The 23746-nt window shown below is 68.2% G+C and carries 20 protein-coding genes, 1 tRNA gene and 2 pseudogenes; 13 read left to right on the plus strand and 10 right to left on the minus strand.

Features of this window, described 5'->3' with window-relative positions; all coding sequences use genetic code 11:
• A partial coding sequence (locus FMP39_RS20455; protein ID WP_141592007.1) for a CapA family protein occupies window positions 1-1081 on the plus strand: 1081 nt, incomplete at its 5' end.
• An 8-nt stretch (window positions 1082-1089) separates the two neighbouring features.
• Here the strand turns inward: FMP39_RS20455 and FMP39_RS38465 are convergent.
• Window positions 1090-1212: a hypothetical protein gene (locus tag FMP39_RS38465; protein ID WP_002637587.1), complete on the minus strand. Its 123-nt coding sequence runs from the start codon at window positions 1210-1212 to the stop codon at window positions 1090-1092.
• Window positions 1213-1367: 155 nt separating this feature from the next.
• Here FMP39_RS38465 and prfA point away from each other — a divergent pair, with 155 nt between their 5' ends.
• The 4 genes from prfA (at window position 1368) to FMP39_RS20475 (ending at window position 5146) form a co-directional block, all read left to right on the plus strand.
• Entirely contained in the window at window positions 1368-2456 is a 1089-nt protein-coding gene (gene prfA, locus FMP39_RS20460) for a peptide chain release factor 1 (RefSeq protein WP_141592008.1), read from the plus strand.
• A complete protein-coding gene (gene prmC, locus FMP39_RS20465; RefSeq protein WP_141592009.1) occupies window positions 2453-3334 on the plus strand; it encodes a peptide chain release factor N(5)-glutamine methyltransferase in 882 nt (293 codons plus the stop codon). Before prfA ends, prmC begins: the two co-directional genes overlap by 4 nt.
• A gap of 14 nt (window positions 3335-3348) precedes the next feature.
• A complete protein-coding gene (murA, locus tag FMP39_RS20470; RefSeq protein WP_141592010.1) occupies window positions 3349-4611 on the plus strand; it encodes a UDP-N-acetylglucosamine 1-carboxyvinyltransferase in 1263 nt (420 codons plus the stop codon).
• A 145-nt stretch (window positions 4612-4756) separates the two neighbouring features.
• Window positions 4757-5146, plus strand: a complete 390-nt coding sequence (locus FMP39_RS20475; RefSeq protein WP_011554891.1) for a zf-TFIIB domain-containing protein — start codon at window positions 4757-4759, stop codon at window positions 5144-5146.
• Between the two features lie 53 nt (window positions 5147-5199).
• On the opposite strand, the gene FMP39_RS20480 is transcribed toward FMP39_RS20475, so the two are convergent.
• Window positions 5200-6039 (minus strand): discoidin domain-containing protein, encoded by an 840-nt coding sequence (locus FMP39_RS20480; protein ID WP_228558168.1) that lies wholly within the window; start codon window positions 6037-6039, stop codon window positions 5200-5202.
• 157 nt (window positions 6040-6196) lie between these two features.
• Between FMP39_RS20480 and FMP39_RS20485 the strand changes: the two genes are divergently transcribed.
• From FMP39_RS20485 to FMP39_RS20505, 6 genes and pseudogenes are all read left to right on the plus strand, one after another.
• A complete protein-coding gene (locus FMP39_RS20485) occupies window positions 6197-8353 on the plus strand; it encodes an ABC transporter substrate-binding protein (protein ID WP_194858492.1) in 2157 nt (718 codons plus the stop codon).
• Between the two features lie 60 nt (window positions 8354-8413).
• Window positions 8414-8486, plus strand: a tRNA-Gly gene (locus FMP39_RS20490).
• A gap of 596 nt (window positions 8487-9082) precedes the next feature.
• Window positions 9083-9898 (plus strand): annotated as a pseudogene (locus FMP39_RS38690) (discoidin domain-containing protein); the annotation flags it as partial.
• Window positions 9899-9970: 72 nt separating this feature from the next.
• Window positions 9971-11140, plus strand: a pseudogene (locus FMP39_RS38695) (discoidin domain-containing protein); the annotation flags it as partial.
• 458 nt (window positions 11141-11598) lie between these two features.
• Window positions 11599-12426, plus strand: a complete 828-nt coding sequence (locus FMP39_RS20500; RefSeq protein WP_141592014.1) for a hypothetical protein — start codon at window positions 11599-11601, stop codon at window positions 12424-12426.
• A gap of 540 nt (window positions 12427-12966) precedes the next feature.
• Window positions 12967-14121, plus strand: a complete 1155-nt coding sequence (locus tag FMP39_RS20505) for a cytochrome P450 (protein ID WP_228558169.1) — start codon at window positions 12967-12969, stop codon at window positions 14119-14121.
• 33 nt (window positions 14122-14154) lie between these two features.
• Here the strand turns inward: FMP39_RS20505 and FMP39_RS20510 are convergent, their stop codons facing one another.
• The 3 genes from FMP39_RS20510 to FMP39_RS20520 form a co-directional block, all read right to left on the minus strand.
• Window positions 14155-14334 carry a hypothetical protein gene (locus tag FMP39_RS20510; protein ID WP_141592016.1) on the minus strand — a complete coding sequence of 60 codons (180 nt, stop codon included), beginning with the start codon at window positions 14332-14334 and terminating at the stop codon, window positions 14155-14157.
• 135 nt (window positions 14335-14469) lie between these two features.
• Window positions 14470-15459, minus strand: a complete 990-nt coding sequence (locus tag FMP39_RS20515; protein ID WP_141592017.1) for a WD40 repeat domain-containing protein — start codon at window positions 15457-15459, stop codon at window positions 14470-14472.
• 116 nt (window positions 15460-15575) lie between these two features.
• Window positions 15576-16568, minus strand: a complete 993-nt coding sequence (locus tag FMP39_RS20520; protein ID WP_141592018.1) for a discoidin domain-containing protein — start codon at window positions 16566-16568, stop codon at window positions 15576-15578.
• A 417-nt stretch (window positions 16569-16985) separates the two neighbouring features.
• On the opposite strand from FMP39_RS20520, the gene FMP39_RS38035 reads away from it, so the two are divergent.
• Window positions 16986-17210: a hypothetical protein gene (locus FMP39_RS38035; protein WP_228558170.1), complete on the plus strand. Its 225-nt coding sequence runs from the start codon at window positions 16986-16988 to the stop codon at window positions 17208-17210.
• Between the two features lie 54 nt (window positions 17211-17264).
• Window positions 17265-18254, plus strand: a complete 990-nt coding sequence (locus FMP39_RS38040; RefSeq protein WP_228558171.1) for a hypothetical protein — start codon at window positions 17265-17267, stop codon at window positions 18252-18254.
• On the opposite strand, the gene traA is transcribed toward FMP39_RS38040, so the two are convergent.
• The 5 genes from traA to FMP39_RS20555 all read right to left on the minus strand — a co-directional run bounded on the left by traA (window position 18179) and on the right by FMP39_RS20555 (window position 23629).
• Window positions 18179-19750, minus strand: a complete 1572-nt coding sequence (gene traA / locus FMP39_RS38580; RefSeq protein WP_141592019.1) for an outer membrane exchange protein TraA family protein — start codon at window positions 19748-19750, stop codon at window positions 18179-18181. The two genes, FMP39_RS38040 and traA, sit on opposite strands and share 76 nt — an antisense overlap.
• Window positions 19751-20002: 252 nt before the next feature.
• Complete coding sequence (locus FMP39_RS20540; RefSeq protein WP_141592020.1) at window positions 20003-21160, minus strand: class I SAM-dependent methyltransferase; 1158 nt, start codon at window positions 21158-21160, stop codon at window positions 20003-20005.
• A 66-nt stretch (window positions 21161-21226) separates the two neighbouring features.
• On the minus strand, window positions 21227-22117 hold the full coding sequence (locus FMP39_RS20545; RefSeq protein ID WP_141592021.1) for a hypothetical protein: 891 nt from the start codon (window positions 22115-22117) through the stop codon (window positions 21227-21229).
• A gap of 646 nt (window positions 22118-22763) precedes the next feature.
• On the minus strand, window positions 22764-23261 hold the full coding sequence (locus FMP39_RS38055; RefSeq protein WP_228558172.1) for a hypothetical protein: 498 nt from the start codon (window positions 23259-23261) through the stop codon (window positions 22764-22766).
• Complete coding sequence (locus tag FMP39_RS20555; protein ID WP_141592022.1) at window positions 23258-23629, minus strand: hypothetical protein; 372 nt, start codon at window positions 23627-23629, stop codon at window positions 23258-23260. Before FMP39_RS20555 ends, FMP39_RS38055 begins: the two co-directional genes overlap by 4 nt.
• Between the last annotated feature and the right edge of the window lie 117 nt (window positions 23630-23746).

A 23746-nucleotide genomic window follows, 5' to 3' on the forward strand; every position in this document is an offset into this window, starting at 1 on the left:
TTCCCCCGGGGTGCCAGAGGCCGAGCCCCCCGCCCGCTCCGTGTCCATCATCGTGGGCGGCGACGTGACGCTGGGCCACAACTACCAGACACACTACGACGCGGAGACCGCCAAGGGCCGCCCCCGGGACGCCCTGCTGGCCTACGGGTTCCAGGAGGTGAAGCCCCTGACGGACGCCGCCGACCTGTTCGTCGTCAACCTGGAGTGCCCCTTCACCGAGCGCGGCGAGAAGCTGCCCAAGAACTTCAACTTCCGCGCGAAGCCGGAGCTGGTGGGCATCCTCACCGCCGGCGGCGTGGACGTGGTGAGCCTGGCCAACAACCACCTGATGGACTACGGCGCCCAGGGCCTGCTCGACACGCTGGACACCCTGGACGCGGCGCGCATCCCCTACTTCGGCGCGGGCCGGAACCTGGCGGAGGCCCGGCGCCCGGCCATCGTCACCGTGGGCGGCCAGCGGGTGGCGCTGCTGGGCTACTTCTTCCTGGGCACGCGCAACATCGAACCGCCCGGGGTCTACGCCACGGAGACGACCCCTGGGGTCTCCGGCCACTTCTCCGACGAGGCCGTCATGGAGCAGATGCTCCGGGAGGACATCGCCGCGGCCCGGGCCCAGGCGGACATCGTCCTGCCCTACTTCCACTGGGGACGCGAAGGCACCTACACCCCGGAGCCCTACCAGGTCCGGCTGGCCCACGCCGCCATCGACGCGGGCGCCGCGGGTGTGCTGGGCGCCCACCCGCACGTCCTCCAGGCCATGGAGCTGTACCAGGGCAGACCGGTCGTCTACTCGCTGGGGAACTTCGTCTTCGGGGGGAACTGGAACCCTCGCGACAAGCGCGGCGCCCTGTGGAAGGGCCACTTCGGGCCCGACGGCGGCTACCTGTCCAGCGAGATTCTGCCCTTGAGGACCGACCGCTTCCCGGAGCTGCCCTTCCAGCCGGTGCCCGTCACGGGCGAGGCGGCGGAGGCAGTGCTGCGGCTCCTGGCGGAGTCTTCAGAAGGCGTGGAGCGGATGCTGCCCGAACTGGAACCGTGGGCCCGTCCGCCTCCCTCCCCCGAAGTCCGAGGGAGGGAGTAGCCAACACACTAGACCTTGTTGTTGGACTGGCCCTTCTTGGCGCGGTTGCGGCGGCGCTTCAGCTGGGCCTTCCGGCCCTTGGCGCGGTTGGCGACCTTCTTCTTGGAACGATTTCCCTTCTGGGCGGGCATGTGGAAGGACTCCGTGTAGGTGATGTGAAACCGACCGCTGAGCGCGGTGAGGGCGGCCCTTTTTTCATGCTCCCGCCCAAGCGTCCAAGGAATTTCTTGACTCCGCCCGCCCTTGCCAGAGGCCGTGCAAAGGGGCAATACCCCCCGGAACGACGATGATTGACAAACTCGAAGACGTCGAACGCCGGTTCGAACGCCTGACCGCCGACCTGTCGAACCCCGACGTGCTCGCCGACTCGGCGAGGCTCCAGAAGGTGTCCAAGGAGCGCGCGGGCCTGGAGAAGCTGGTCGAGGCCTTCCGGTCCTACCGCAAGGTGCTCGCCGACCTCAGCGAGGTCGAAGCCTGGCTCGGCAGCAGCGACGCCGACGAGAAGGCCTTCGCGCGCGAGGCCCTGCCCGGACTGAAGGACCAGCGCGACGAGCTGGAGGCCAGCCTCAAGATTCTCCTCCTGCCCAAGGACCCGAATGACGAGAAGAACGTCATCCTGGAAATCCGCGCGGGCGCGGGCGGTGACGAGGCCGCCCTCTTCGCCGAGGAGGTCATGCAGATGTACCTCCGCTACGCGGACCGCCGGGGCTGGAAGGCGGACATCCTGGACATGAGCCCGGGCAACGCCGGCGGCGTGAAGGACGCCACGGTGACGCTGTCCGGTGACGCCGTGTTCAGCAGCATGAAGTACGAGTCCGGCGTGCACCGCGTGCAGCGCGTGCCGGCCACGGAGACGCAGGGCCGCATCCACACGTCCACCATCACGGTGTCGGTGATGCCGGAGGCGGAGGACGTGGACGTGCAGGTGAACCCGGCGGACATCGAGATGCAGGTGATGCGCTCCACGGGCTCGGGCGGCCAGAGCGTCAACACCACGGACTCCGCGGTGCGCCTCATCCACCACCCGACGGGCATCGTGGTGAAGTGCCAGCAGGAGAAGAGCCAGCTGAAGAACCGCACCATGGCCATGCGCATGCTGCGGGCGAAGCTCTACGACATCGAGCAGGAGCGCATCCGCAACGAGCGCGACTCCGCGCGCCGCGCCCAGGTGGGCACCGGCGACCGCAGCGAGAAGATTCGCACCTACAACTTCCCGCAGGACCGGCTGACGGACCACCGCATCGGCCTCACGGTGCACAACCTGCCGGGCGTCATGGCCGGTGACGTGGAAGACGTCATCACCGCCTGCCGGACCTACTACCAGGCTGAAGCGCTCAAGGCGCAGACGGCCGGCGGCCCGAAGCCCTCCGCATGAGCAGCGAGCCCTGGACCATCCGCAGGGTCCTCACCTGGACGACGCAGCACTTCGAGAAGCGACAGGTGGATGCGCCGCGGCTCACCGCGGAAATCCTCCTGTCGCACGTGCTCGAGCTCAGCCGCGTCCGGCTGTACGTGGACCTGGACCGCCCGCTCTCCAAGGAGGAGCTGGGCGCCTACCGTGCCCTCATCGAGCGGCGCATGGCGGGCGAGCCCACGCAGTACCTGACGGGGGTGCGTGAGTTCTACAACCGCCCCTTCAAGGTGGACGCCCGGGTGCTGATTCCGCGCCCGGAGACGGAGCTGTTGGTGGAGGCGGCGCTGCGCATGCTTCCCAAGGACGCGCCCGGCCGCGCGCTGGACGTGTGCACTGGCTCCGGCTGCATCGCCATCAGCCTCGCGGCCGAGCGGCCACAGGCGACCGTCATCGCCACCGACCTGTCTCCGGATGCCTGCGCGCTGGCGCGGGAGAACGCCCAGGCGCTGGGCGTGGCGGACCGGGTGACGGTGCTGCAGGGCGACCTCTTCACCCCGGTGCCCGCGGGCGAGCGCTTCCAGGTGGTGGTCTCCAACCCGCCGTACATCGCCTCCGGGGAGATTCCCGGCCTGTCCGCCGAGGTGCGACGCGAGCCGAAGCTGGCGCTCGACGGCGGACCGGACGGGCTGGTGGCGGTGCGCCGGGTGGTGACGGGTGCGCGCCAGTGGTTGGAGCCTGGCGGCCTCCTTGCATTGGAGATTGGCGAGGACCAGGGCCCCGCCGTCCTGGAGCTCCTGCGTGCCGCGGGTTACGCGGACGCGCGGGTGGAGAAGGACCTGGAGCGGCGGGAACGGATGGCATTTGGGACACAGCCCGTGGCCAGCGAGCCACAGGGCTGAAGACGCAGGGAACCATGGACAAGATCGTCATCAAGGGCGGCCAGGCGCTGCACGGCGAAGTGCAGGCCTCGGGCGCGAAGAACGCGGCGCTGCCCATCCTCGCCTCGGCGCTGCTGGCCGACGGCACCTCCACCTACCGCAACGTGCCGGACCTGGCGGATGTCGCCACCATGCTCAAGGTGCTGCGCACCATGGGCTGCGACGCGGAGCGCGACAAGGAGACGACGGATGTCTGCCGGGTGGGCGTCAACGGCCATATCACCCCAGAGGCGCCATACGACCTGGTGAAGACGATGCGCGCCAGCGTGCTGGTGCTGGGGCCGCTGGTCGCCCGCTTCGGCCGGGCGCGGGTGTCCATGCCGGGCGGGTGCGCCATTGGCGCGCGGCCCATCGACCAGCACCTCAAGGGGCTGAAGGCGCTGGGCGCGGACATCCACCTCACGGAAGGCTACGTGGAGGCCACGGCGAAGCAGCTCAAGGGCGGCACCGTCAACTTCGACGTCATCACCGTCACCGGCACGGAGAACGTGATGATGGCGGCGGTGCTGGCCAAGGGCCGCACCCTCATGGAGAACTGCGCCCGCGAGCCCGAGGTCGAGGAGCTGGCCAAGGTGCTCAACAAGATGGGGGCGCGCATCGAAGGCGCGGGCACGTCCAGCATCACCATCGAGGGCGTGGACGGGCTGAAGCCGGTGGAGCACGCCATCCTCCCCGACCGCATCGAGGCCGGCACCCTGCTGGTGGCGGCGGCCATCTCCGGCGGCGACGTGCTGGTGAAGCGCGTGGTGCCCGAGCACATGGACGCGCTGGTGGAGAAGCTGCGCGAGGCCGGGTGCACGATTACCACCGAGGGCAGCGGCCTGCGCTGCAAGGCGCCCCAGCGGCTGGACGCGGTGAACATCACCACCACGGAGCATCCGGGGTTCCCCACGGACATGCAGGCCCAGTTGATGGCCCTCATGTCTGTCAGTCAGGGGACGTCCGTCATCAGCGAGAACATCTTCGAGAACCGCTTCATGCACGTGCCGGAGCTGCACCGGCTGGGCGCGGACATCACCATCCAGGGGCCCACCGCGGTGGTGAAGGGTGTGAAGGGCCTGAGCGGCGCGCCCGTCATGGCAACGGACCTGAGGGCGAGTGCGTCACTCATCCTGGCCGGGCTGCGAGCAGAGGGCCGCACCGACGTCAGCCGCGTCTACCACCTGGACCGGGGCTATGAGCGCCTGGAGCGCAAGTTGAGCGCCCTGGGTGCGGACATCCGCCGCGAGAAGGCGTAGGGCTGAGGGGCTGGGGGGCGACGGGACGGCGCGTTGCCAACAGAAGGCACAAGGCGGGTTGCATCCGAAATTTCGCGCGACCTATCATTCTCCCATCGACTGGGGAGAACACCACTCCCCCCCAACAGGAGAATGGAACCGCCCCATGGATTGCCCCAGCTGCAACGTCGAGATGTCCGATCTCGAGGGGGATGATCAGACGTTGCGAAAGTGTGGAGATTGCGGCGGCCTTTGGATTGACGTCGCGGACCTCAACCGGGTCCTGCTCCACAACAACCTCCCCGGGCTGGAGAGCCAGGGCGGCAAGGTGGATGCGGAGGCACTGACCGGTCAGTGCCCCGAGTGCCAGGTCGACCTCGTCCGCGTGGACGGTGGCGACCGCCAGCATCCACTGCATTACGACACCTGCGAGTCCTGCGGCGGCATCTTCCTGGAATCCGAATTCCAGGACGCCACCGACGTGAAGGTCGCGGTCGAGGAAATCATCGCGTTCTTCCGCCACTTTGGCGCGAAGCGGAAGATGGCCGCGCTGTAGGCGCAGTGCGTCGCCCCCCGGGAAACCGGGCGGGCGGCAGCCAGCCCGCCCGCTCACCGCTGGCTGCGGAACTCCTCACCCCAGGCCTCGGCGACGGGCCCGTCGAACGCCAGTGATGCATCCGGCGAGCGTGTCCCCTCGGAGTCCCCTCGCGGGAAGCGCACCGTCACCCGCCCGTGCGGGGGGACGTCCAGGGACAGCTTCTCTCCGGACAGCGTGTAGGCGCCGCTGACTGTCGTGGACACCTCGCCCTCCAGGGGCTCCTCGGTGAGGCTGTAGGTTCCGTCCAGGTAGAAGGACAAGAAGCGGTGCGGTGCGCCCTTCAGGCCGCCGAACCAGGTGCCGAGCAGCGGCGCCAGCCGGCCGTTGTAGCGCAGCTTGGGCGCCAGCCAGGTGCCATTGAGGGCCTTCCCGCCGGAGTAGAAGACGATGTCGGTGACGCACACGGGCGCGTCGTCCTTGGCCCCCGGGAAGCGCTCCGACACTTCCAGCGTGAAGCGGGCGCCCCGAAGTCCGGGCTTGAGGGGCACCACCTGGAGCCCGCGCTTGTCCTCCACGCTGACGCTACGTGCTTCCTTGATGCCGGTCAGGGTGAGCTTCCGCGCCCGCGCGCGGGCCTTGAACGCGGCCCGGTCCGAGCCGTCGCCCGTGTACACGCGGACCTCGTCCACGGTGACGATGTCCTTGAAACCGAAGGTGAAGGACGCGGGCGCGTCTCCGCTGACACACCACGCGGTGGAGTCGCGGCCGTCGAGCACGTTGAGGGGCCCATAGCGCTCCGGCTGGCTGGTGCGGTCGAGCCAGTCGGAGGCCTGGACGTAGCCTGGCGGGACATTGGGTGCGGCGGAGGCCGCCGTGGAGAACAGGAGGGAGGCGAGGAGCAGGCGTCGCATGTCCCCGCATCTTTGATCGCCTCGCGAGCGCGGCTCCAGTCCGAGCACGCACGGAGCGGCCGGGTGGATGCGGATGAAAGCGCCAGCGCGGATGTTGGGGTGCTTGACACTCCGTCCCCGACGGGAAGGATGGCGGCCTGTGCTGGAGGAGACCGTGATGAGACGCTGGGGGTGGGCCTGTGTGCTGGGGCTGATGCTGGCCGGCTGCAAGGAAGACAAGGCGCCGGAAGCTCCGGACGCGGGTCCGGTGGAGACGGGACCGGCCGCTCTCACGGAGAAGGAGCCCAACGACCGGCCCGACCAGGCCCTGGACATCACCCGCCACAGCACGGTGAGCGCGGAGCTCACCGCGCAGCCGAACAAGGCGGACGAGGACTGGTACCGGCTGGCGCCCGGCGCGCCGCGCATCGCGGACGTCACCGTGTCCGGCCTGCCCGGCGGGGACATCACCCTGGAGGTGTATGACCGCGACCGCAACCGCCTGGTCGGCATCAACAGCGAGGGTGAGGGCAAGCCGGAGCGGTTCCCCAACCTCTACGTGGAGAACGAGCGCTTCATCCGCGTGGTGCCCACCCGCAAGGGTGTGGGCGGCGCGTACACGCTCGAGGTCCGCATGCGCGCGCCCGAGGACGGCGAGGAGCGCGAGCCCAATGACCGCGCCGTGGACGCGGTGAGCCTGACCTTGGGCCAGACGGTGACGGCCTTCCTGGGCCATGCCGGCGACGAGGACTGGTACCGCATCGAGCTGCCGGACCCGACGCAGCCGTCGAACGCGGGGGACGCCGCGCCGGGCAAGGGTGGGACGCCGGAGAACCCCTCGCCCTTCGGCGATTCGCCCTCGCAGAACACGCCGCCCCAGGGCGCTGGCGCCGCGCCGCAAGGGATGGGTGGCACGCAGCCCGGAACGGGTGGCACGGCCCTGCCCTCTGGGCAGGACACCGCGGAGGGCGGGGACCTGGCCGCCCGGCAGGGGATGGGAAATCCCGGCGCGCGGGACGGACATGGACTCCCTGGCGAGCGGCAGGACCTGGGCGGCACCGGCTTCGACGCGGAGGAAGGCGCCGCGCCTCGAAACCCGGACGCGGAGGGCACGTCGCCCGGCCAGGGCGATGGGGACGGCTTCGGACGTGCCGAGCCCCCCTCCCCCACTCAGGAAGGCACCTTCGCGGGGAGCGAGCCGCCGCCCGTGGGCAGTGAGGCGGTGGGCGCTGCCATCGCCCGCGCGTTGGATGCGGGCACACCGGCGGTGCCTCCCGAGCCGCCCTCGGTGGCGCTGAAAATCGAGCTGACGGGCGTGGACGGCGTGCGGCCGGAGCTGTCGGTGCTGTCCGCGGCGGAAGCGCCGCTCTTCACGCTGCGCGGCAAGGAGGGCGAGACACTGTCGCTGCGCAACATCGGCGTGCGCGCCACGGACCGGGTCGTCTACGTGGTGGTGAAGACGAGCTGGGTGGGCACGGGCAAGGAGGCCCGCCGGACCTTCAACACCACCATGCCGTACACGCTCACCGTGTCGCAGGAGGAGGCCGGCGCCAGCGCGGAGCTGGAGCCGAACGACGAGCTCCACAAGGCCACGACGATTACGGCCGGGGGCTACCGCGAGGGCTTCCTGGCGCCCAAGGGGGACGTGGACCACTTCGTCCTGAAGACGGCCGAGCCGGTGCTGGCCAAGGTGGAGCTGACGGGCGTGGAGCGGCTGGACCTGGTGCTCTCCATGGTGGAACCGCCGGAGGGTGAGTCCGGCAAGGAGACGGTGCTGCTGCGCGCCAACGACGGCGCCATCAAGGAGCCCGAGCGCCTCAACAACGTCGCCTGCAACGGCGCCTGCTACTTCCGCGTGGAGGGCGCGTCGCGCAAGGTGGACGGCAAGTGGGTGAAGGACTTCGAGAACGCCGAGCAGCCCTACCGCATCACCGTCACCACGGTGCCGGACAACGGCAGCGAGGAGCGTGAACCCAACAACACCGCGGACCGGGCGCAGGACCTGACACTGGGCCAGCCGGTGCGTGGCACGGTGTATCCGGTGAAGGACACCGACTTCTTCCGCTTGGACCTGTCGGACCGGCCGGTGCGCACGCCCATCCGGGCCACGCTGCTGGGCATCTTGAAGGTCGACGTGGGGCTGTACCTGCACCGCGTGCAGCCGGACGGGAAGCTTTCGCTCGTGCAGACGGCCGACCGGGCCAAGGGCGACCAACCGGAGAGCATCCGCTACAGCGCCGAGCCGGGCGTCTACCTCTTCGAGGTCCGGGACGCGCGCAACCGCGAGTCCAACTTCCAGGATTCCTACCAGCTCACCGTCGAGGAGTCGGAGTAGCGGCCTCACTTCCCGTTGACAAGCCACGGGGCGGCCCGTACTTTGCGCCCTGCTTCGCCCGCGGTGGTAGCTCAGTTGGTAGAGCACGAGCTTCCCAAGCTCGGGGTCGAGGGTTCGAATCCCTTCCGCCGCTCACGGATAAAGGCCGGTGGTCCTTGAGGAAACTCAGGACCGCCGGCCTTCGTCTTTTCGGGCCTCGGGGCGTCTTGCAGCAAGGATGCAGTCAACGGCGCGAAGCGCTGGCCTGCTGGAAGTGCGGAACGGCCTCGCTGGTGCCTGGAGCGCCACCCTCGCCTCCTTTCCTGCTTTGTATTGAAACACAGCCACTGCGGTAGGGCGCATCCGCAGCAAGGGTGAGAATTTTCAGCGGAACTGAGAGGGATTGCCGCACGCCTGTCTGCAGGGCGAGTTCGATATCCCTTTGAGAAATGGCCATGGGAATACCATTTCAAGTGAAAGGGTATTCGCGCCCGCAACACCGCTACCGAGTCGTAAACACCGCCGGTCCTGACGGAAGCGAGGCGCCCAGCGCGGGGCGTGGGTCGCTGACGGGGCGCGGGCCTGCGGTCTGGAAGCCAACGCGCCGCTGGGGGATCGCGGCGCGCCGGTCCGGCATCGTCCGCCCGGTGAGTCGTGGCTCCTGATGGTCTCACCTGAGGTATCAACTTGAATCCACACCACAGGACCTCATCCCGGGGGGGATGGCTGCACCTGCGCGAGCCTGCCCGTGTGCTCGCGCTGACTGCCCTTGCGCTCGCGACGCCCACGCTAGCCGCCGAGGGATTCATTTCCGTCACGGCCAGTGGGGATGACGGCAACGTCCCCGCCAACGCCATCGACGGAGACCCCACCACGCGCTGGTCCAGCGACGGCGTGGGCGAATGGCTCACCGGCGACCTGGGCGCCGTGAAATCGCTCAGCGCCGTGGACATCTCCTGGCACCGTGGCGACGAGCGCGTCAATCGCTTCGTCATCTCCACCTCGACGGACGGCACGAACTTCACGCAGGTGCACTCCGGCAACTCGTCCGGCACCACCGCTGCGCCGGAGCGTTACTCGTTCTCCGCGGTGAACGCACGCTACGTGCGCATCACCGTGAACGGCAGCACGATGAACACCTGGGCCAGCATCGCGGAGCTGGCGGCCGTCACCGACGGCTCGACCCCGCCCACCGACCCGCCCGACGTCCCTCCCGAGCGCTTCACCTCCGTCGTCGCCAGCGGAGATGACGGCAACGTCCCCGCCAACGCCATTGACGGCGACCCCGCCACGCGCTGGTCCAGCGACGGCGTGGGGCAATGGATTACCGGCGACCTGGGCACCGTGGCGCAGTTGAGCGCCGTGGACATCGGCTGGCACCGTGGCAACGAGCGCATCAACAACTTCGTCATCTCCACCTCCACGGACGGCACGAACTTCACGCAGGTGCACTCCGGCAGGTCATCCGGCACCACCGCCGAGCTGGAGCGCTACTCGTTCTCCGCGGTGAACACACGCTACGTGCGCATCACCGTGAACGGCAGCTCGATGAACACCTGGGCCAGCATCGCGGAAATGCAGCCTGGCACCGGCTCGACCCCGCCCGGCGTCCCTCCCGAGCGCTTCACCTCCGTCGCCGCCAGCGGAGATGACGGCAACGTCCCCGCCAACGCCATTGACGGCGACCCCGCCACGCGCTGGTCCAGCGACGGCGTGGGGCAATGGATTACCGGCGACCTGGGCACCGTGGCCCAGCTGGGCGCCGTGGACATCGGCTGGCACCGTGGCAACGAGCGCGTCAACAACTTCGTCATCTCCACCTCGACGGACGGCACGAACTTCGCGCAGGTGCACTCCGGCAGGTCGTCCGGCACCACCTCCGCGCTGGAGCGTTACTCGTTCTCCCCGGTGAGCACACGCTACGTGCGTATCACCGTGAACGGCAGCTCGATGAACACCTGGGCCAGCATCGCGGAAATGCAGCCCGGTACCGGTTCGGCCCCGCCCACCGACCCGCCTGGCGAGCAGGGCCAGGACAAGTTCGGCGTGACGATGATCTACCCGACCAAGTCGGGCGGCGAGCAGTGGTTCCTGGCGGACAACGCGACGTCCGACAAGCGCTTCGACCCGCAGAACACCATCACGCGCAACTCGGACGGCTCCTGGAAGATGAAGAACAGCAAGGTGCGCATGTCCGTGTTCACCTCCACGGGCTACAGCGCGTCCAAGATTCCGACCTACGACCGCGACGTGCTGGCCAGCCGGGGCTACATGCAGGCGGCGAACGACTGGCGGAACATCGAGATGACCGGCTTCGTGAAGGTCAACTCGGTGTCCGACGTGTCGGACAACTTCGCGTGGTACGCGCGAGGCGGCAAGCACAACGACAACCACTCGGGGTGCGAGGGCAGCAGCTACAAGGGTTCGCTGCACTATGACGGTCGCGTGCGCTGGCAGAAGGAGACGTGGCACGTCTCCTACAACCAGGCGTCGTACAAGTCCGGTACCTCGGCGCTGCGCGGCCGCTGGGTGGGCTTCAAGTCGGTGATGCGCAACACCAAGGTCAACGGAAAGGAAGCCGTGCGCCTGGAGATGTACCTCAACGAGAACGCCGACAAGAAGACCTGGAAGAAGGTCTACGACATGGTGGACTCGGGCAGCTGGGGTGGTGACGCCAGCCACTGCGGCGGCGCGGTGAACGCAATGCCGATTACCTGGGGCGGCCCCATCGCGGTGTTCCGCTGGGACAGCGCCAACGACGTGGACTTCAAGTGGCTGTCCGTGCGCGAAATCTCGCCGGAGCAGTGAGCCGCTGACCACGTGACGCCCGCCCCGGTGCTCCTTCCTTGGAGTGCCGGGGCGTGGCGTTTTCAGGGCATTCGATGGGCGCCATCACCGGGGTCCGAGCCCTCCCTGGATTCCCCCAGTCGACAGGGGCCCCTCTCCCGTGTGCCGGAGTGGGTCCGCCTCGGGGACGAGAAGGGGCCGGGAGCGCATACCGGTCATCTGCGTGGCAGCGCAATCGAGCAATCCAATATCAGCCCAACAGTATGCGGATGGCTTGCGGTCTGATTTTCGGCTCGCTGCTGATGGCGGCCTCGCCAGGCTTTGCCCATCCCTCAGATGCAGCCGGCTGCGCGGACCGTCAGCGTGAGGGATTCAAAGACATCGCGCGCTGGCCTGACATCGCGGGGTGCGCCGGTGCATGGCGGATTCCGGGCCTGCACACGGACAACCCGGGGATTGCTCCGGCCTGCCCGGGCCTCGTGACCTTCGACACCCTGACCCCCGCCTGCGGCCGCAAGGGCGGTGACGATGGCCCGAAGCCGGGTGGCGCCGGCTGCAACGTGGCCGACCTCTGCGCGAGCGGGTGGCACGTCTGCACGAGCGACGCCGAGGTGATGAGTCGGTCCTCCACCGGTTGCAAGGGAGCCACCAAGGCGGGAGACCAGGCCCTCTTCTTCGCCACCCGGCAGAGCACCAATGGCTGCGGCGTCTGTGCCAACGGAACCTCGACAGGTCCGGAGTGCGACTCCGACAGCTGCACTCCTGGCTGCCTGCAGACCGCCCGGACGTCGAACGACTTCTTCGGCTGCGGCAACTTCGGAACCGAGGCCACGTGTGGCCCCCTCAACCGGTTCTCGGAGAACCTGTGCTCGGGGCTTGAAGGCTCGCCATGGTCGTGTAACGCCGCGACGACCGCTGACGACAACGGCCTCTGCGAGGCCTACACGGCCATCAAGACGGGCTCCCGCTTTGGCGGTGTGCTCTGCTGCCGCGACACCTGCACCGATTCCGACAAGGACGGCGTCTGCGATAGCGCGGACCGCTGCGCGGGCACCGTGCTCCCCGAGTCCCTGTCCACAAGCTCCCTGCCGGGCATGAACCGCTTCGCCGATACTGACGGCGATGGCACCTTCAACACGCTGTCATCGAACGACGGCGAGCCGGAGCGCCGCTTTACCCTCGTGGACACCGCTGGTTGCAGCTGCGCGCAGATTGTCGATGCGCTGGGGATGAGCCAGGAGCACGCCCAATCTGGATGCAGCCTCAGCACCCTGGAGAACTGGGTGTCGCGCGTGAAGGAGAACTAGAGGGTCTGAAGTTGCCCCCATCCTGATGGGCCCCCAGCGCTCCTTTGATTTGGATACGAGTTGTGCCGCGCCTTCTGGTTCCAGGGTAGGAATTCTCCTGGCAGACGCCAATGACCGGCGGCGCTCCTCCATCAGCGAGGTCTCCGTGGCGGCCGGAGCAGGCACGTCCAGTCTGCCGCCCACGGCCATCACCTTCGTCGCGTGGACGGACAGTCGCGTGCTGAGCGACTCACATGGAGAGCGTCGCTCGCTCGAACGGGAGTCGCGCAACGAGAGCATCCCCGGTGATGTTCAAGCCAGACGGCGCCGCGTGGACATGGGACGCTCCGTCCAGCATGGCCCAGCCCCGTGTGCGAAACCTTAAGCCCTGGCACCATGCGGTCCGCTGTCCCGCTCCCCACCCAACAAGCCGTTGAGGTCAGCTCACGCATGTCCAAGACCAACGCCCCTTCAGGACTCGGGTCTGAGTACCACCCGCTCGACTCTCCCCAGCTCGAGAATCCTCATCCGTTCCTCGCGCGTGCACGGCGGGAGGAACCGGTGTTCTTCAGTCCTGCGTTGGGGGCGTGGGTGGTGACGCGCCATGCGGACATCAGCGCAGTGGTCGCCGATACCACACGCTTCTCGTCCGCAGAGTCCATCACGGTGGGCGCCGCGACGACGCCGCCGGAGGTGGTCACCGCGCTGATGGACGGTTACCCCCTGGTGCCCAGCCTGGTCGACAATGATCCGCCAGCGCATGGCCGCTTCCGGAGCCTCGTCAGCAAGGCCTTTACCGGGAAGCGCCTCGCGGAGAAGGAGCCCTTCATCCGCACCCTCGTGGACGCGCTCATCCACTCCTTCAGGCACGAGAGGCAGACGGACCTGTTCCTCCGGTTCGCCCATCCGCTGTCGTGCAGCATCATCGCGGAGATTCTCGGAATCCCCAGCTCGGACATCCACCGGTTCCGGCGCTGGTCCGATGACCTGTCCACGGTCCTCGCGGCGCATGGCCCCATCGAGCACCAGGTCGCGTGCGCGCGAGGCGTGGTCGAGTTCCAGCGATACCTGGCCTCGGCGCTCCAAGAGCGGCAGGTGTCCCCCCGAGAGGACCTGCTGAGCGACATCGTCACCGGGGCGCAGGGGATGACGCCGCCCATGAGCATGGCGGAGCTCGTGAGCCTGCTGATGCAGGTGCACTTCGCGGGACATGAGACGACCGCGGGCCTCATCGTGGGAGCGGTGGAACTCCTGCTCGAGCATCCGGAGCAACTGCGAGCACTTCAGGACGACCCGGGCCTCATCGCGGGCGCGGTCGAGGAGGCGGTGCGGATGATCTCCCCCGTGCATGCCATGTTCCGTACGGCGCTGGAGGCGGTGGAGATTGGGGGCGTGCCCATTCCCAAGGGAGCCCACATCCGCATCGTCTACGCGTCGGCCAACCGCGACGAGGCCCGGTTCCACGAGCCTGAGCGCTTCGACATCCGGCGGCCTGACGTCAAGAAGCACCTCGCCTTCGGGCAGGGCCTCCATTTCTGCATCGGCGCGCCGCTCGCGCGGCTCGAGGCACGCCTGGCAGTGGAGGCATTGCTTCGAAGTCTCCCGGGGCTCCGGCTCGTACCTGGGCAGAAGCCGGGCTTCCTGAGGAGCGTCACCGTCCGGAGGCACGAGAGCCTCGAGGTCGCGTGGGACGTCCAGGCGATTCAGGCCCTCTGACGACCCGACGCACAGGCAGATGAAGAGACGGCCCTACGCCAGCCCAGACATCAAATACGCGACGAGCGCGTCGATGTCCGCCTGGGACAGGTGGGACGTCTTGCCGTGCGCGTCCTTGATGGCCTGGACCCCGCCGACTGCCAACGCGGGGTTGAGCCGCCGCTGGCCGTCCTCATCCAGCACCACCAGCGGAGCGAGGCTGGAGGTGCCCAACCAGTCTCTCTCCAGCTCGCCGCCGGGAAGCCCCCTGCCTCAACACCACGCGGCCTGGGGGCCCTCTCTCCGGGGCCAGTCTCGCACCTGCCGTGGGCAGGCCCAGGTGCTTCAGATTCGCGTGCCCCCAGGCCGTCAGTCGGCCACGGCCCACAGCCCTACGGTGCCATTTCCCTGCCCCCAGGCCACGAAGCGCCCGTCGGGGGAGAAGACGGCATCACTCGTCTGGAGGTCGTCGCCGTCGCTGGCACGGAAGAGGACCTCTCCCGTGTCGAAGTGGTGGAGGGCGAAGCCCCGACCGTCGTGCGCGGCGGCGAGCAGGTGCCCCTCCGGGTGGAAGTCCAGGTTGCAGGCGTAGCCATAGAAGCCCGGAATCATCCGGACGAGGCGGCGCTCCTCCGCGTGGACGACGGCGACGTCCTCCGTGAGGCCCCCCACGACGAGTAGGGGCTCCCGGGGATGGAACGCGACACTCCAGGCCGTGGACGAATTGAAGGGCATCGTCCACGGCGGCCCTCCCGACGCCACCTCCCACAGCCAGAGGACGCCCCGCTGGTCATCGCTCCACTGCGTGGCGGTCGCCGCGGCGAAGCGGCCATCCGCCGAGAGGGCGCACGCGGTGACGGAGAACTCCCCCTCCGGCCACGGCAGCTCCCGGACTGGACGCCAGGCGCGGACATCCCAGAGAAGGCCCGCTTCCTCGTCCATCACCGCGAGCAGATGGGAGCCGTCCCTGGACGCACAGAGCGTGGTGACCGCATGGGGCAGGAACTCCTGGCGCTGGAGAGAGCCATCCCTGGCGGACAGGGCCTTGAGGCTTGGCCGCCAGAGTCCCGAGGGTGACAGCGCCGGAGCGCCGATACAGAGCACCAGTTCCCCCACCGCCACGGCGGGAGCCCCCAGGAGCGGCAACTCCGTGTCCATCACGGGATGGTCCGAGTCCGTCCCCAAATCCCACCACCGCAGATGTGCGGGGTGGCCGTCCTTTGCGACCAGTACCGCACCTTGAGAGTCGAAGCCCAGCCGCTGGCCCGAGGAGTAGGAGACGCGCGCGGGACCGAGCTGCCGCACGCGACTCAGGCGCGCGGCGTTGGCCGGGGTGATGATGGGACGTAGGGAGGTCATTGGCACTCTCTAGAGGCAGGTCCCCGTGCTGTGGTCGGGAATGCACTCGGGCACAAGCCTGTGCTCGCCCAACGAGGCGTCGCGGCGAGCACTGGGGACCTGCTGTGCTCCGGGCGTCAGTAGTCCCAGCGGTAGACTTCCAGCTCCTTCACGTCATACCGGGTCGCGCCGCTCATGCTCAGGCCGAAGTACTGGTACGTCTGGTCCGACGTGAAGGAGTGGACGTGCGTGCCACCGCCCGCGCCCGTCCGGGTCGCGAGCGTCACCCAGGAACTCATACCCGGCGTCCAGCCCATCAGCGTGTAGCCGGGGGGCACGAAGCTGCCCCATTTCACGACGACGCGGCGCACGGCCTCCGGCCGGCTCAGGTTGACGTTGAGCCACACCGTGTCCGAGGTGTTGGCGTGGTACGCCGAGCGCCATGCGCTGCGATAGTTCTCCAGGTGGTAGGCGCCATTTCCGTCCACGGCGGCGCTGGGGGCGCTGATGCCCGTGTTCTCCGAGTCGCTCGCGCTGGCCGCCATGCCGAAGGCAAGGTTGGGGTTGGAGTCCAGATCGAGTGAGCTGCCGAGGTCGTTCACGACTTCGAAGTCGACGATGAGGTTTTCCGTCTCCGGCTTCGTGCTGCCCAGCGCCTGTTTCACGCCCGGGGTGACGTCAATCCAGCACCCCAGGGGCTTGTAGGGGGATGCCGCGCGGCCTCCCAGCGCGGCGTCACTGAGGATGCTGTCGGCGGGCCCGGAGTCCTGGAGCGTGGTGAGGACGCTGCGGCCGTAGCCCGCGTGTCCCGGGTGGCGGTTGGTGATGCGAATCTGCGTGCCCCACTTCAGCGAGCGCGTGCTGCTGGTGCGCAGGTCCGAATAGGCCGCGGTGACGCCAGCCAGGTTGACGATGGTGGTGTTGGCGGCGTTGTAGCCGTAGTCCAGGGGGAGCGCGACGTAGAGCGCGCTCCAGGAGATGGTCTTCCCACTGGCGCCGGTGCCACCCCAGAAGCTGGAGGCATAGGCGCGGCGCTTGCCGGTGAACTGCGCGTTGGCGGTGCCGCAGAGGAGTATGGCGAGCACGAGCGTCCAGATGGGCAGGCTGCCGCGGGACAGGGATGGGAGCATGGAGTGAAGCCTCTCGGGGGAAGGGATGCGGCGAGCTTCGGAGCCATTCGGTGAGGGTGTCAAAAACCCGGATAGGCGGTGGAGGACCGGGCCTGGACGTCGAAGCGTGCAGCGGCTGGAACGCAGTTGCCTCCTCCCGTGACGCAGCAACGCCCCGCTTCCGGATGAAAACGTGCGTCCGCACCTGGAGGTCGTTGGGTGCGCGAATCGCAGTGAGTCTCTGCCGGGGCTTCTCCCTGAGAAAGAGACATCAATGCCAAGCACGAGCGCTTCTGGAACCTGGGTGCAGTTCTTCGACATGTGGGGCTACCAGCACGCCTACATCAACTTCACGGGCGCTCAGAACGTCTCGGATCTGGATGACTACAAGTTCCCGCTGTTTGGCTCCAGTTCCCCAGTCAGCACGACAGCTTCCAGATGTTCAGCGCCCAGCCCGCGGACTGGCCCGGTGCGTCCGCGGCACGGAATAAGGCCCTCACCCAGTTGGCGATTGTCGAAGAAAAAGCGCTCTTCGCCACCATCTCGAACGATCTGGAGTCGCTGGTGGGGGTGCTCATCAACCTCATCCCGGACATCGGAGGGTTCCTCAGCAGCCTGATGCGCATTTTCTGGCCCTCCACCACCAACCCCAACCGCATCTAGGAAGCCATCCAGCGGTACATCGTCAAGGCCGTCTTCCTTGGCGTTGAGTCATCGGTGATGGGCTCCGTTGAGAACGAGTTCCGGGGCATCCTCAACGCCATCAAGCTGTATCAAAACGACCGGCTCTATAATGAGTACGACGGCCTGTGCCAGCTCATCGCGGACCGCGCCCCGCATTTCACCTACAACGCCAACTACCCCGCGTCGCAGTACCCCTCGCAGAAGCTGCCCTGTAGCTCCGCCTGTTTCACGATCGCGCTGGCCATCTACAGCGCGCGCTGGCGTTACTTCGACCAGATCTACGCCTCGGCGCCTTGGTATCAGACAGAGGGGCCCGCGAAGCGCGAGTCCTTCAAGTTGGCGCTGGATTCCATGCTGGAGCAGGCCACGGCCGCGCTGAAAGTGATGGCAAAGCAAGCCTTCAACGAGCAGAAGGCCTGGGCGGAGTCGAAGGCGGAGAACCAGCACCGCGAGCGGGAGGCGTTCCTCTATACTCAACAGTTCGCCGTCAATACGCTGGGGTGGTTGGCGCCCTCCTTCATGTGGCCGTGCTTCGGCTCCACCGGCCAGCTCCCCGTCCAGAGCGTCATTCACGCACTGACGGGCCCCTACGGTGGCGCGGAGAACATCTCGGGAGGGGGCCGTGCGAAGGACGCCGCCGCCAATGGTCAGAACATCTCCCGCGTCCTCCTTCGCACGGGCAGCCGGGTGGATGGTCTCCAAATCTGGCTCGACGGCTCCGAGCAACCCATGCGGGGTACCGCCGGTGGAACCAATGTCTGTGACGTCACCTTCGCGGAAGGAGAGCGTGTCCCGGGAGTGCCCGCTGTCTCCGCCGCCGAGGAGTTCGGCTGGCGGAGACGCACACCCAGTCCAACCGAATCGCACGTGGCGCTACCGTGCCGAGCCGTTGAGCTGAAGGGCCGGCGACTTTCGCGTCGCGCTCCTCCATCGCGCGACGGCGTGTCCTATCGCCGGCCGCGTCTCACGACGAGCGATAGCGCGAGCAGGGCCATGGGGAACAGCGCGGACGGACCACCCTGACAGCCGCAGCCAGACTCCGGCTCCGAAGGGTCCTCCGGCGAGCCTCCATCCACAGAGCCCGCGTCCCCTGCCGGAACTCCCGAGTCCGCCGTGGGATTTCCACCGTCCGTGCCCGTGCTTCCCCCATCCACGCCAGGGTGGGGGCCGCCGTCCACATCCCCGGCCCCACCTGCGTCTGTCGCGCCCGCATCCGTCGCTCCCGCATCAAGGGGCCCCGCGTCCGCCTCTCCCGCGTCCGTCGCTCCCGCATCGAGGGGCCCCGCGTCCGCCTCTCCCGCGTCCGCCGCTCCCGCATCGAGGGGCCCCGCGTCCACCTCTCCAGCGTCCGCCTCACCAGCGTCCGCTTCACCAGCGTCGGGGGTCCCCGCGTCCACGGGCCTGCACTCGCCCTGCTGGCAGGTCCCTCCCGTGCACTCCGAGCCATCCTCCACGGGAGTGGAGGCACAGTTGCCCGTCTCCGTGCAGATGGGCAGGTGGCATTCATCCGGCGCCACACAGTCATTCGCATCCTGGCACTGCGCACAGGCGAAGCCCTCGGTCTGGCTCACGCAGTACGGCGTCGATGCTCCGCACGGAGAGCACGACTCACCACAGAAGAGCGACGAATCACAGGGAGCGCACAAGGCCGCCGCGTTGCACCGGTAGCCCGTCTCGCATCCCCCATTCCCTGGCGCGTTGGCGAACTGACGGTTGCATTGAGCGCACTCGGTGGGAACTGGGAACGAGGGCTGCCCCGACTCCGTCTGATGGAACATCCCGGGCGTGACGAGTACGAAGCCCTCGGTAGCCAGATTGATGATGGGCGGCATGGTCGCTGCCCTCTCGAAGTCCGTGAAGACGCCGTCATATACCGACATCTCGAGTGCGGCGTGATCCCCGACGTTCGTGTGGAGCACCTCCACGCCGTAGAGTCCGGGCTGCGCGAAGTGGACCGTGTTGGTGGCGCGCCACGTCGGAAAGCCGAGCGTCAGCGGACGGTTGATGACCGGGTAGCTCGTCTGGTCGCGGTCGAAGAGCGCCAGGCTCACCGAGTCGTCGGCGTAGAACCCGAAGTGCAGGGGCCTGTCGACCATGTCGCTCGTGACCGCGATGAAGCCACGCAGGCGGGTCGCGAAGGATGTGACGGCATCGCTGTAGCCGAAGTCACACCCGCCGACGGGGCAGCCCGCGACGGCCCCGGTGAAGTCCCCGTAGCTCAGCGTCCTCCCGTCATTGAGGTTGTTGGACAGGTCCAAGGGCGTCCGCAGCACCGAAGTGACGCGGTTGCCCCGGTTCGCCTCCATGAAGGCATTGATACCAGCGATGTAGGTCGACTGAGCCTGGGGGAAGTCAGCCGCGGGATTCCGCGAGACGCTCGTCGCGACGCAGAGGCCCGCCCCCGTCGTCTCGGGAAGGGGCGCCACGGGAGGTCCACTCACCATGACGGCCTGAGCGCTGGCGGTGCAAGGAATGGACAATCCACACAACAAGAGCACGAAAATGCGGAGCAATCGCATCCGCGCGTCTTACTCCTGGCCGCCGAACTCCGACAAGTGCGGCCGGATGTCTCCATCACGCGCAAGCCCACCGGGCGCCTGGCTCATCCAAACGCGCGCAACGCCTTTCCGAGCGCATTGGAATGCGGGGACGTCCACCTCCACCATCGCAAGCCACGTGGGGAGCCGCCACAGGTCACGCCAGGTGATTCGCGGCTCGCGCTGCCGCCGGGGAATTCCTCCGGCGGCAGCAGGCCAACGACAACACCTGAGCTACGGGCGCACCGGCTTCAGGCAGTAGAGCGTGGTGCGCTCGCGAGAGCGCGCCATGTGCAGCGGGTCTGACGTGTCCTTCGCTTTCGAATGCCGCGCCGGGGTCGACCGGGCCCACTGCACCGACAGGCCGCACCGTTCGAACTCCGCTTCGAGCCACCCGGGTGGGCGCAGGCCGAGCAGCACCGCGAGGTCCGACAGGAGCAGCAGGCCCACGCCCCCAGGAGCAAGCGCAGCGGAGAGTCCTTCGAGAAAGCGCCGCAGGAACTGGCTGTCCTCGTCGAACACCGCGCGGTCCACCCGGTTCTTGGGCGGTTCGGGAATCCAGGGTGGATTGCACACCACGAGGTCCGCCGTGCCCTTCGGGAACAAGTCGGCTTCGGCCACCTGGAAGCGCTTGCCGAGCCCGAGCCGCTCCGCGTTCTCCCGGGAACAGGCCACGGCGCGAGAGTCACAATCAGTCGCCTGCACGGACGCCGCGCCCCGCTGGAGGAGGATGAATGAGAGCACGCCGGTCCCAGTGCCGATGTCGAACACGCGCTTGCCCTTCACCTCCGTGAAGGAGTTCAGCAGCTCCACGTAATCCGTTCGGGTCGGAAGATAGACGCCGTAGTGCGGATGAAGCAGCCCAGTGAGGCCAGGAACAGCGAGCCCCTTGCGACGCCACTCCGCCGCCCCGAGCATGCCGAGGAGTTGTTTGAGCGGGACCACGGTGGTGTCCGTCGTTGAATCCCCCCATACCTGATGACATGCCAGTGAAGTGTCCGGTGCCCGCGCGAGCCCGAGCCGGTAATCGCGGTCGAGAGACACCACGATGCGCGACAGGGTCTCGTGTTCGAGCTGCCGGGCCCGCCGCTCGGCACGGAATGCCTCCAGCGGCGAGCGCGCCTTCGCGGGCCGCGGCAGCCGCCGGCTCAGCGCGCCGAGGAGCTGCTTCGCGTTGTGGAAGTCACCGGAGTACAGCAGGAACTCGCCTCGGCGCACCCGCTTGAGCGCCGTATCCGCGCTGAGTCGGTCATTTACGGGAGACAGCCGGGCAGGCGCGGGTTCCGAGCTCTCTGAGTGCCAGGTGAAGGCGAAGTCCAGCGGTGGCGCGGACGGAGAGGTGGAGGGGTTCGGCCCCTCGGGCGAGGCATCGGTTCGGGGAGCGCGAGGCATGGGGATGGGGTAGCACGTCCACGCGCTCCCGTCGCGTGTGGGAAACCACCGGCGCTCGCCGCGCCCTTAGCGCTTCTGGCGGCGACGCGGTCGTCCTGACGCACGGCGCTTCGAGCCACCGGCCGGCGGGCCGTGTCTGAAACGTTGTGCGCCGGAACGCGGCTCCGGGGCGGGGGCCGGCTGCGGCGGCCTTCGCTCTCGCCTCCCGCCGCCGTCGCCCTGTGATGGGCGCTTCGAACGCTTCGAACCGCCCGCTTGCATCGAGCCACTGAGCGCCTGGGTTGCGTCTTTCGCCACGCCTTCGGGCCCGACCGTGCCCTTCACGGCGTCTCGCACGGGTCCACCAGGCCCGAGTGCCTGGTCGGCCACGCGGTTCACCGTCCCGCCGGGTTCCAACGCCCCCTTCGCCGCCCCTCCCACGTCCTGGACGGCCTCGGACACCGCTCCGCCAGGCTTCAGGCTCTCATGGGCGGCTTCCCCCACCTCGCCTATCGCATGCCCCACGGGCCGAAGCAGGCTGGCGAGCAGTTCGGGGTTGCTGTCGAGTGTCTGGAGCGCACGGTCCAGGATTTCATAGACACGCTGGAGCCGGACCTTGAGCAGCGCCTGGGCCTCCACGCCTTTGATGGTCAGCTTGACCCGTTCGATGCCCACGTCGGCGCCCACGTCGAGGCGCACGAGGTTGGCCAGCTCGGCATGCAGTGAGACGCGTGCACGCAAGTTCTCCACGTCGAGCGTAATCTCATCCACCTTCACCGTCGGAACGTCGAGCAGCACGTCGGGCACGATTTCGATGGGCCCCTCGTCGATGCCCGCCTGCGCGAGCGCATGCCGTGTGTCCTCTCGCGTGGCTCCGCCTTCCCGCTGCGAAGGCCGCTCCTCGGGATTGTCATGCTCCGTCTTGTTCGCGGACTTCGTTCCCCGGAATCGCCATGCCCCCCATCCTGTCTTTGCCACGTTCGACCTCCTCGCTCTGTCAAGAGTGAGGAGCGGACAACGGGCCTGACACCCGGTGTGGCCAAGGACCTCGTCCCACTGGCCTCAGTCCATCGAAAGGCACTGCCGGCAGGCCGCAAGGCTTCTCGCGCAGGCAGCCAAGGCCCCCACGGAAGCAGGCCACTCCCGCCTTGTCACAGCCTCCCGAGCAACGCGTCTCCAGATTGAAAGGGAGCTGTTGACCCATGCCCCAGGGAGTTCCCTATGCCGGTACGTCGACCACCGCAATCAAGTCACGCGCGTTTCCAGAGCGCGCCATTGAACGACCAGGAATCCGAGCTGAACGATGACGTCTCCATTGCCGCACGCGCCCGGGGCGAATCGCTCGTCGTGCATGCAATCCATGGCGTTCATGTTCGCACCTGGTCGTCTCCTGGCGTCGAGAGCGTCCACACCTCGCACCGGACAGGTGTACCGGCGCCCCTTACGCCAGGGCACTACGGGCCCTTCGAAGCAGCCATGCATGTGGGAACACGGTTTCAGGAGCCTTCAGCGCCCCCACCGTCCGGCAAGGCCCAGCCCCCTCGGAAGCGCTCCGGCCGGAGACGCGGCTGAACCGCCATCGGTAGCCAGGGCGGGCGCCTCCCGTCCCCCACCCGCCCGGCAATCACTCACCCTTTCGGTCCACCCGCTCCAACTTGCGCCGCAGAGGACCTTCCTCGGGCTCGGGCCTCAACCTCAACGAGGCCAACTGCTCGGCCGCCGCGTCCGCCGCCATGTGTCGCACGGTCGCCAGGACGTCTTCGAGTCGCCCCGATGCATCCAAGCGGTCAGCCAGGTCCCGCGCCTTTCCCGCCGCACGTGTATACGCGCGACGCTCCAGCGCCGAGGCCGGCAAGAGGGAAGCCGACAGGAAGCCCAGGGCCAGGACCCCAAGTCCCGTCCCCACGGGATGCTGTCGCATCGTCTGCGCTGTCCACGTCTGGGCTCCCACCGCGCGGGAGCGCGCATTGTCTCGCGAGGGAAACTTCTCTCGGAGGCTCCCAGCAACCGCCCGGCCCTTGTCGCGGACCGTCCGCAACGGCGCCAGTCCCTCTTGCGCCTGAACGGGAGCGCCGCCGTTCCGTCCCTCGCGCGCCGCCGTCTTGTTCGCGCTACGTCTCATGACTCAGCCTTCCCTTCCACATCGCCAGCACCGCTGGCGCGAAACATCCGCCCCGCGAGCAGGCCAGCCCCCAGCAGTCCCGTGAGCAACAATCCCGGGCGCTGCCGCACGAACTGTCCTGTGCGGTCCAGGAGTGCCTCGACGGATTGCTCATCCAGCCGCGAGGAGGCGCCACGAAACATGCGCTCTCCCGTCTCCAGCATGCGTTGCGATGCCGGGCTCGGTGCACGCCGGGTGGCGCTGCTCAACCCCTCCGCCATGTCCTCCAGCACCGACACGAGCAAGCCCCGCTGGAAGTCCAGGCGCTCCTTCACCCGGCCCCGCGCGTATCCCGTGACCTGTTCGAGCTGCTTCTGCGCAGCTTCCATCCTGGGTGATGCGCGTCGCGCTGGGCCGCGCGAGCGCTTCCTCTCCTTTGTCTTCTTCGAGGCCATGATGTGCGTCCTCCTGACACCGAAGGTAGACACCTCCGCGTCACGTCCGGG

The organism is Myxococcus sp. AB056 (assembly GCF_006547365.1).
Classification (GTDB): Bacteria; Myxococcota; Myxococcia; order Myxococcales; family Myxococcaceae; genus Myxococcus; species Myxococcus virescens.